Below are 8,752 nucleotides of genomic sequence, written 5' to 3'. Positions count from 1 at the left end.
GGCCGAAGGCCAAACGAGCGAAGAGTTAAATCAAAACCAAAAGTTTGAATCGAAAGCTTACCTAAAATCACCGCACAGCATTTATCCGCAGCGACCTTGCGAGCGATCCGTAGAGAGCGAGCAAGCTCGAGATAGACGGAGGCGTAATCGAGAGCACCCCAAGTTTATTCGAAGCGAGTCGGTGGCCGAAGGCCAAACGAGCGAAGAGTTAAATCAAAACCAAAAGTTTGAATCGAAAGCTTACCTAAAATCACCGCACAGCATATATCCGCAGCGATTGTTGAATTGCACACGAACCGGCAAAGAGGAAAAGGTTCTTTCGTCGGAGTTCCTACCTGGGTTGAAAAATGGCCCCCACCCTGGTTCGGGTGGTGGAGGAGGGCTCGTGGGAGAAGTTGATTTCTCCTATATCATAAAATCTTAAAATATACAACTACATTTGCGGCTGAATTTGTAGGAGTTCCAACATTGTCACGCGAAAGGAATTTTCTTGACTTAGTGAATGTAACCGCGGCAGCGATGCGCAGGGGAAGTCCGAAGGACCGAAGCGAAAGCGTAGCCCGTAGCAGCGCGGCCCGAGCTTAGCGAGGGAGCCGCCCCAAAAGTCCTAAACCTTCCAGGAATTTGTCCGTGTATTTCCATGGTCTTTTCTTACCGAAATCGAACATGATACAATGAGAGACGGATTCGCAGGAAACTTTGCCGTCGGATTTTCGTATCAATTTTTGAAATGCCTTACATCTCGAGCCAGAGATCTCACCGAACTGAGTTTCGATTAGCGCGGTATCGGGATAGCGGATTTCCGCTTTGTAATCCGTTTCTCCTCTTAGGATCATCGGTCCTATGTTTTCGGATTTCATTTGGGAAAAGGAGAGGCCTGCTTCTTCTAAAGCGACCATTCTTCCTTCATGAAGAAATACTTGGAAGTTTCCGACATTCAAATGTCCGTTCGGATCACATTGGCTCCAAAGGACCGGGATTTCATAAATGAATGATTTAGAGATTTGCATATCCTTCTCCTGTTCTTCCTAAACTTGAAATAGAAAGGATTTAGAAAAGGGGAAAATATTGTTTTATATAAAATTATTTATTGGTTGGAAAAACAAAGTATAGTGCTAAAAACTTCTCCAACCCAAATATAGATAAGATGCTCCCAAAAGGATACAAACGGGTGAATATAGAAGATAATCGTATTTTGCGAATTTAGTATTTTTGATTTTTTTAAAGTAGCCAACTAGTCGAAAATCTCCGATGGCTCTTCCTATAAAAATGAGTGAGATTAATAGGGAGAAGATTGCACTCGTTCTATTTGGCGAGAAAATATTACCGGAGACCCAAAGAGCTACTGCTCCGAATGCGAAAAGAACAAGCGCAACAAGTAAGGTTAATCCTCTTCCCGGAACAAATGTAGGTTTGCCGTTGGTTTCCGGAATGACCGCGACTGATGTTAATTTTCCACCGAATGCCCAGTAGACATGTAATGCAGATAAAAAAAATAGAATTCCTCCTGTGAACAAACCGATCAATTTCTCTATCTGCATTTGGAACCTCTACTCTTTATGTACGTCCCGATATAGAAGCATGTCCAGCAATCTTTCTTCTTTTTCCGGATCAAAACCGCAGGTATAATCGAAAGTTTTAGGATTTTCGTAGGTCCCGAAAAGCATATCCCACCAAACTATATCTCCGTAATTGTTTTTATGTCTTCCGTATTGGTGATGTATTCTGTGCATCTCCGGTCTTTGGAAAAAATATCCGATCCAGCGTGGAGTTTTGATATTTGTATGATAAAAGAATTCTCCAATGGCGGTGCAGAAAGTATAAACTGCTCCCGCTTCATAGCTTAATCCTAAAATCACGTAAATTAAGATACTTCCTATGATAGAATTAAGAATCATTTCTCCCGGATGTTTGTAGAAGGAAGTGATTACTTCGAGTCTTTGAGGACTATGATGGATTTGGTGAAATCCTCTCCAAAGAAAATCAAACGTGTGTCTCCATCTATGCCACCAATAAAAAATGAAAGTGGCGATAAAATAAGCAAAGAGTCCACCCATTGCTGGATTCAGAAATTTTGATATATGAAATATTGAATTTCCATAAAACCATTTTTCCCAAGTGAAACCGGCTAATACCACTATCACTAATTGGATAAAATTTACTAAGACGACTCGGATCGGCCAAGTTTTTACATAAGGCAATTTCCAGCCGGGGATGATTCGTTCGATTGCTAGGCATATCCCAGCTATAATAAATATTTCAACTAACATACTTTATTCTTACGTTATTTGCCTCTGGTATATTTTGAGGATAAGAACTTGGTCGGAAAAATCGGGTCCCGAAAAATATCGGAAAATTTTTATATGAGGGATTTATTTTTTAAAGATTGAAAGAACGAAAATCGTCTAAACGATTTCTTACTACGGATTAGGAGCTAATCCCCGAAAAAGTGCAAATATCCAATTTTAAATCCGCGGTCTATATTCGAATCTGTCCTTGTTTGCCATAGCAAGGAAAAAGTTAGATATCCGTTTTGGTTTATTGGATATTGGACTCCCGGTGCGACCACAAAATAATCCGAGTACGGCGTAATCGTATTCGAGACGGTAGTCCTATGACTAAATTCTAAAAGTAGATTCGTCTTGGACGTTAGACTATAAGAAAGAGTGAGCCCTGAATATAAGAATCTTTTAAAATTCTCTTCCGCGGTTTCTTTTCCGGAGGAATTGGTTTCGGATTCGAAGTTCGCGGTCGTTTGGATGGAGAATGCGCCGAATCTTTTTAAGGCTCCGAAATACGCCCGGATCAAGAATAGATCCGGGTTGATATCCGCTTCCTTTGGTTGAGAAACGGAAGGCCCGAAAAATTGGACCCCGCCCCCGAAGGATGCAAGATCCGTTTTTACATAATATTTTACGCCTACCGCCCAACGATCCCAACCGCTCCAGATCTTTCTGGTTGTGGCATAATGATCAACGTATCCGTAACTTGCAGTAACTGAAAATGAATCCGTAAATTTTATTTCTCCTGCGGCGGAGAGTTTTCGATCTCTTTCGTATCCATCTTCTTGTCGGGGGGTTCTGTCTGTGGCTGTTCCGGATACGTAAATTTTATTATATACTGCCAATTCCTGGTTGAGGTTTGGATGCACCGGTCTTTCTTCATTTCCTGGAGCGGATAAAACTGGAATTATAAAAACGGAATATATGAAAATCCAGACTTTAAGGCTTTTTATTCTCATTATTATGGCTTTATTCGTTTAGATAAAGGATTGGAAAGAAGGGTTTTAACTGCTCTCTTACGGCTTTGGAGAGAACATAATATCCGTTTTTATTCGGATGATTTCCATCGCTCAGCATATCGTTTTGGATCAATAGTTCCGTGTCTATTCTTGGGACAAAAATAATTCTTTCTTTCATTCCTGCATTGATCATTGCGACCGCGAGTGTAGGCCATGGAAATTCTACATTCCAAAGATTTAATGCAACTACATGTTCACATCTTGTTACAAGGATTTGTATACTTTGGATCTGTCGATCTATGGTCGCATCTACCTGGCTTTGGGTGGGAGAATAATTTCCTAAAAAATCGTTGATCCCTCCTTCATAGAGACATGCATTGTAACGATTCTTATCGTTCTCCACGGAAGAATGGATTTCTGCGGTGTCTATCCCGGGAAAAGCGAACTTGACTGTATTAAAATCCGAGAGTTGTTCTTGTACTGGCCAGGAGGCCACGATACTGTTCCCATACATTGCCAAAGAGGGTTTTGAAAGATAAGAGACTAGTTCTTCCGTATTAGAAGAAGGTTCTTTGTCGCAATTATTGAAGAGGGATATTAAAAGCAGAAGCAAGGTCAGGTTTGAGATTGTTTGCAACCTTCTACCAAAACCTTTCCGCTTCCGCATAAAACATTCTTTTTAAATAGAATGTTTTGATTAAACTAATTTTTTTGCCGCTCCGATTGCAGCTTCATAATTCGGCTCGCTTGCGATTTCCGGAACTAACTCCACATATTGGATAGTATCGTCCTTATCCACAACGAATACGGCTCTTGCAGAAAGTCCTTTTAAACCTCCATCCGCAATATGAGTTCCGTACGCTTTAGAAAAAGAAAAATCCCTGAATTGAGAAAGTGTGACTAGATTCGGAGAATCCAATCCTTCCATAGTGCAAAAACGATTCATTGCAAAGGGTAGATCTCCTGAGACAACCAAGGTTACGATCCCATCCAGCTTAGTCGCTCTTTCATGGAACTTTTTGGTTTCCATGGCGCATACGGATGTATCTAAACTTGGGACTGAAACTAAGATTTTCACTTTTCCGTTATAATCTTTGAGAGACTTGGAGCTTAGGTCTTTTGCCGTTCCGTTAAAATCGGGAGCCTTTGCTCCTACTTCTACTAATTTTCCTTCGAGTTGAACTGGGTTACCTTTAAGAGTGACGCTTGCCATTTTTATTTCCTTGAGATGGGATGATATGTCGAAAGCCGATTAGAGCAACGAAAATCCTTTTTTGGACTTCCTTTTCGGACTAAGGTGAGATATTAAAAAGTTCTTGCAAATTTTTATGAGTAAATCGTGAATATCTTCAGCGGTTTATCCGTCATTTTCTACAAAATGAATACATTAGGTCTACAGTCTAACCAAACCCTTTGGGTCGTCCTCTGGATGGTGGTAGTGGTCACGCTACCCTGGTTATCCTTTACGCCCTAAGGTTCTTTTGTAGGCAGCAATCCTCGAAAAGCCCCTCTCGGCGTAAAGCCGAGGGGGGCTTTTTTTATTTCTACATTGTGAGGCAAAAATGGAAACGATTACTGAAAAAAACAAGGCCTGGCTTAGAGAAGATAAGATCCCGCAGAATGGAGCGGAACTGATCGTTACCTATTTAAAAAGAAGAAGGATCCATAACGTATATGGGATCCCGGGAGGCGCCAATCTACCGTTATACGATGCGCTTCATAATAGCGGAATACGTCATATCCTTGCCAGGCATGAACAGGGTGGAGGATTTATGGCTCAGGGAGAAGCCAGGATCACTAAAAAACCCGCAGTATGTCTGGCTTCCTCCGGCCCGGGAGTTACAAATCTGATTACGGCGATTGCTGATGCGAAATCGGATTCAATACCGTTAGTCGCAATTACGGGCCAGGTGCCTTTATCTCTCATTGGAACGGACGCTTTTCAAGAGATCGATACTTATGGATTATCAGTACCAATTACTAAAAAGACTTATTTAGTTCGTTCCGTATCGGAACTCATTCGTATACTGCCGGAAGCTTTCCAAATTGCGGAAGGTCCCAGGCCTGGTCCTGTTTGGATAGATGTACCCAAGGATGTACAAGCTTCTCCTATTTCGCTTTCTATGTCCCAGATAGAATCTATTTGGAGTTCTCAGGAAGAAACAAATCCTCCTAATATCTTTATCTCGGAAGCGGACATACTCAGGTTTTATTCTCTATTAGAAAATTCTAAAAAACCTGTTTTATATATCGGCGGGGGAGTCAAGAGCTCCGGCGCAGAAGATCTGATCTCGAAATTGGCTAAGACCCAGGATATTCCTGTAGTTTGCACTTTGATGGGTTTGGACTCCTTTCCTCAAACTCATGAATTGTCTTTGGGAATGCTTGGTATGCATGGCGCTCCTTATACGAATCGATTATTATCGGAGTCGGATCTTCTTTTGGCGTTCGGGGTTCGTTTTGACGATCGAGCCACAGGAAAGTTGGAAACATTCTGTCCGAACGCAAAAGTGATCCATGTGGACATCGATTATAAAGAAATCGGAAAGTTAAGAAAGCCGGATTTCGGATTCTGTTCCGACCTAAAATATTTTTTGGAGAATATGGGAGATTTCCCCACCCATAAAAGAGAAGAATGGAGAGAGCAAATCCGTTCTTATAAGGAATTGTATCCTTTAAATTCGATTCCTAATTCGAAAGGTTTTTCTCCTCAGGATATTATTTTGTCCGTTTCAAGATCCTTAGGTCCGAATGCAAGGGTCAGCACGGATGTTGGACAACACCAAATGTGGGTAGCCCAATATTATCCTTTCCGTAAAAGCGGAACCTTTTTAACTTCCGGCGGACTAGGCACTATGGGTTTTGGTCTGCCTGCGGCAATCGGGGCTTCTCTTGCGGATCCCAATTCTATGATCGTTTGTTTTTCAGGAGACGGCTCTATCCTGATGAATATCCAGGAATTGGATACTCTGAGCGAGTTGAAATCGAATATTAAAATTATAATATTTGATAATCGTAATTTGGGACTCGTTCGTCAACAGCAGAATTTGTTTTACGGTAGCAGGTATAACGGGAGTTCCTATCCTCCCCATTCCAAGTTTTCCAAAATCGCAAACGCTTTCGGAATCCCTAGTTTAGATCTGGGAGAGGCCGGAAAAAGTTTAGAAGACCTGGAGGATTTCCTGAAAGAGAAGGGTCCCGGGCTGATCGTTGTCCCGATCGATCAGGATCTTCAAGTTCTTCCAATGGTTCCTCCCGGAAAAAGTAATCTGGAGATGCTCTTAGGTTGAAAAACTCCGTTTACATACGGTTTTATTTACAAAATGATTTCTCGGTCGAAATTTCGGTCGAGAAATCAGGAGATCCTTTATTTTCGTCCGTTCCGTCTATCTTTACTTTTAGTATCTCTTGGTGGCCCCGCCCGGGCCAAATCGTACTTTAATATTCCTTTTTTCTAATGTGTTGCAAGGCCTTTCGGGCCTAATATTAAGGAGACGACTATGTCCATAGAGATACAAAATATCAGAAAAGAAGCAAGTTCACTTTTTCCAAGACCTATTCTCCGGCCATTCCCCTTGAAGGAACAAGGTGTCATGGAATATTTCCGAAAACTAATGGAGGAAACCGAGGTTGCAATCTTATTCGAAAGTTTGGGACCGGAATCGGATAATTCCAGATACAGTTTTATTTCGGGCTTTCCTAAGAGGATCTTCAAAGCAAAGGGAGACCGATTGGAATGTAACGGAGAAGAGATCGGTAAAGGAAATCCATACCGGTTGTTTTCCGAAATTTTTCCTCCCCGAAAATCTTTCTTAGAATGTACGGAAGCGGGCGGGGGAGGTCTCTACGGTTATCTTTCCTATGAGGCTGCTAACGATATGGAGCCAAGTCTCCTTCTCAAAGAACATCCCAAATTTCCTAAGTTCTGTTTTGTTTGGATGGAAGACGGCATCCTCTTGGATAGAAGGACGGGAGAATCCAAATATTTTCATTACGGAACGGATCGATACTCTTTGTTCGAAGGGATTTTTGAAAAGAAAAACCCCGAAAAAGGAAAATTCCTATCAGTCGATTTAGGTTTTTCTAAAACAAAGGCGGAACACAGGATGATGGTGGATGAAGTTTTAGAAGAGATCCGAAAAGGAAATACCTTCCAATGCCAAGTGGGCTTTCGAAAAACATTTTTGGTAGGAGATGGCGAGACTGCCGTATCCAGAAGAAGAGGTGATTTCGAATTATACAAATCGGTGCGAAAAATTAATCCTTCCCCTTTTATGTTTTTTATGAGTTTTCCGGGAGAAGTTCATCTCGGAGCGAGTCCCGAACTTTTATTTCGTTTAAAAGATGGACTTGCGGAAAGTTTTCCCTTGGCCGGAACCATTCGAAGGGGAGCTGACGAAGAAGAAGACCGAAAGTTTGCGTTACAACTTCTTTCCGATCCGAAAGAGATCGCAGAACATAATATGTTAGTGGATCTGCATCGAAATGACCTGGGAAGAGTTTCCAAATTCGGAACCGTAAAAGTGAGAGATTCCTTCGCTCTCAAAAGGTTTAGCCATGTGCAGCACCTCTCTACGGAAGTTTCAGGAATTCTAAGAGTCGGTCAGGATATGTTTTCCGGATTGGCTTCTTCTTTCCCTACCGGAACGTTAAGCGGTGCTCCAAAGATAGAATCCATGAAGATCATCCATAGGATAGAAAACGATCCGAGAGGTCCTTATGGAGGGGCCGTAGGAAAGTTCGGCTTCGATGGAAATTGTTCCTTTTGTATTCCGATCCGAAGTTATTTCAGAAAGGAAGAAGAGGCAGTTGTCCGAGCCTCAGGTGGGATCGTATTGGATTCGGATCCGGACGCGGAATACGAAGAGATCGGTCATAAATTAGGAGCTGTTTTGAAAGCGATGGAGGCAATCCGATGAAAGTTTTGATAGTGGACCATCACGATTCATTTTCCTATAATTTATTTCAACTCGTCGGAGAAATTTTAGAAGAAGAGTTCCCATACAGATTTAGATTGGATGTGATCCGTCAAAATGAGACGGATGTTTCTAAAGTTTTAAAGGAAAGGTACGATAGAATTCTACTTTCTCCAGGACCCGGAACTCCGGAAGAACCTGAATATTTCGGCTGTTCCATGGAGATCTTAAAACAATTAGGAGGAGAAATTCCTATCTTAGGAGTTTGTCTCGGAATGCAAGGGATGGCTTATTTTGCTGGAGCAAATATTATAAAAGCGGAATATCCTTTGCATGGAAAGATTTCCGAGATCAAAACGGACGGTAAAGGAGTTTATCGGGATCTTCCTACGAATCTCAAAGTGATGAGGTATCATTCTTTAGTCGTGGATGAGAACTCTCTTGGAAAAGAATGGGAAAGGACCGCCTATGCAGATAACGAACTGATGGGTATACGGAATCTAAAAAAAAGAATGGAGGGTGTACAATTCCATCCTGAGTCATTCGCTACGGAAGGAGGAAGGAAGATGCTTTCGAATTTTTTAATATAACAGTC

At 41.7% G+C, this 8,752-nt stretch carries 10 protein-coding genes; 4 read left to right on the top strand and 6 right to left on the bottom strand.

Annotated features, from left to right (window positions below; genetic code table 11):
- Positions 1 to 424: hypothetical protein (locus LEP1GSC192_RS20105; protein ID WP_036090595.1), on the top strand; the 424-nt coding region annotated here is incomplete at its 5' end.
- A 157-nt stretch (positions 425 to 581) separates the two neighbouring features.
- On the opposite strand, the gene LEP1GSC192_RS15910 is transcribed toward LEP1GSC192_RS20105, so the two are convergent.
- The 6 genes from LEP1GSC192_RS15910 to tpx all read right to left on the bottom strand — a co-directional run bounded on the left by LEP1GSC192_RS15910 (position 582) and on the right by tpx (position 4,454).
- Positions 582 to 1,010 (bottom strand): thioesterase family protein, encoded by a 429-nt coding sequence (locus LEP1GSC192_RS15910; RefSeq protein WP_020771008.1) that lies wholly within the window; start codon positions 1,008 to 1,010, stop codon positions 582 to 584.
- Between the two features lie 105 nt (positions 1,011 to 1,115).
- Complete coding sequence (locus tag LEP1GSC192_RS15905) at positions 1,116 to 1,541, bottom strand: DUF3995 domain-containing protein (RefSeq protein ID WP_020771003.1); 426 nt, start codon at positions 1,539 to 1,541, stop codon at positions 1,116 to 1,118.
- Positions 1,542 to 1,550: 9 nt separating this feature from the next.
- Entirely contained in the window at positions 1,551 to 2,270 is a 720-nt protein-coding gene (locus LEP1GSC192_RS15900) for a sterol desaturase family protein (protein WP_020770989.1), read from the bottom strand.
- 164 nt (positions 2,271 to 2,434) lie between these two features.
- The gene (locus LEP1GSC192_RS15895) at positions 2,435 to 3,151 is read right to left on the bottom strand and encodes a hypothetical protein (RefSeq protein ID WP_232421066.1); all 717 of its coding nucleotides are present in this window, start codon (positions 3,149 to 3,151) and stop codon (positions 2,435 to 2,437) included.
- A 100-nt stretch (positions 3,152 to 3,251) separates the two neighbouring features.
- Positions 3,252 to 3,908, bottom strand: a complete 657-nt coding sequence (locus LEP1GSC192_RS15890) for an SGNH/GDSL hydrolase family protein (protein ID WP_157186924.1) — start codon at positions 3,906 to 3,908, stop codon at positions 3,252 to 3,254.
- 30 nt (positions 3,909 to 3,938) lie between these two features.
- On the bottom strand, positions 3,939 to 4,454 hold the full coding sequence (gene tpx, locus LEP1GSC192_RS15885; protein WP_020771011.1) for a thiol peroxidase: 516 nt from the start codon (positions 4,452 to 4,454) through the stop codon (positions 3,939 to 3,941).
- A gap of 349 nt (positions 4,455 to 4,803) precedes the next feature.
- Between tpx and ilvB the strand changes: the two genes are divergently transcribed.
- The 3 genes from ilvB (at position 4,804) to LEP1GSC192_RS15870 (ending at position 8,747) form a co-directional block, all read left to right on the top strand.
- On the top strand, positions 4,804 to 6,531 hold the full coding sequence (ilvB, locus tag LEP1GSC192_RS15880) for a biosynthetic-type acetolactate synthase large subunit (RefSeq protein ID WP_020771015.1): 1,728 nt from the start codon (positions 4,804 to 4,806) through the stop codon (positions 6,529 to 6,531).
- 210 nt (positions 6,532 to 6,741) lie between these two features.
- The gene (locus tag LEP1GSC192_RS15875; protein ID WP_020770991.1) at positions 6,742 to 8,160 is read left to right on the top strand and encodes an anthranilate synthase component I family protein; all 1,419 of its coding nucleotides are present in this window, start codon (positions 6,742 to 6,744) and stop codon (positions 8,158 to 8,160) included.
- Positions 8,157 to 8,747 (top strand): aminodeoxychorismate/anthranilate synthase component II, encoded by a 591-nt coding sequence (locus LEP1GSC192_RS15870; RefSeq protein WP_020770985.1) that lies wholly within the window; start codon positions 8,157 to 8,159, stop codon positions 8,745 to 8,747. Before LEP1GSC192_RS15875 ends, LEP1GSC192_RS15870 begins: the two co-directional genes overlap by 4 nt.
- The last annotated feature ends 5 nt before the right edge of the window (positions 8,748 to 8,752 follow it).

This window comes from Leptospira sp. B5-022, from assembly GCF_000347035.1.
Taxonomy (GTDB): domain Bacteria; phylum Spirochaetota; class Leptospiria; order Leptospirales; family Leptospiraceae; genus Leptospira_B; species Leptospira_B cinconiae.
Note: the sequence above shows the minus strand (reverse complement) of the source record. Positions and strands in the feature narration are given on the sequence as shown.

Excerpts from the sequence above, each read along its gene's own strand:
- tpx (WP_020771011.1), bottom strand. The coding sequence starts at position 4,454 with ATGGCAAGCGTCACTCTTAAAGGTAACCCAGTTCAACTCGAAGGAAAA.
- LEP1GSC192_RS15870 (WP_020770985.1), top strand. The coding sequence starts at position 8,157 with ATGAAAGTTTTGATAGTGGACCATCACGATTCATTTTCCTATAATTTA.
- LEP1GSC192_RS15890 (WP_157186924.1), bottom strand. The coding sequence starts at position 3,908 with ATGCGGAAGCGGAAAGGTTTTGGTAGAAGGTTGCAAACAATCTCAAAC.
- ilvB (WP_020771015.1), top strand. The coding sequence starts at position 4,804 with ATGGAAACGATTACTGAAAAAAACAAGGCCTGGCTTAGAGAAGATAAG.
- LEP1GSC192_RS15905 (WP_020771003.1), bottom strand. The coding sequence starts at position 1,541 with ATGCAGATAGAGAAATTGATCGGTTTGTTCACAGGAGGAATTCTATTT.
- LEP1GSC192_RS15900 (WP_020770989.1), bottom strand. The coding sequence starts at position 2,270 with ATGTTAGTTGAAATATTTATTATAGCTGGGATATGCCTAGCAATCGAA.
- LEP1GSC192_RS15910 (WP_020771008.1), bottom strand. The coding sequence starts at position 1,010 with ATGCAAATCTCTAAATCATTCATTTATGAAATCCCGGTCCTTTGGAGC.
- LEP1GSC192_RS15875 (WP_020770991.1), top strand. The coding sequence starts at position 6,742 with ATGTCCATAGAGATACAAAATATCAGAAAAGAAGCAAGTTCACTTTTT.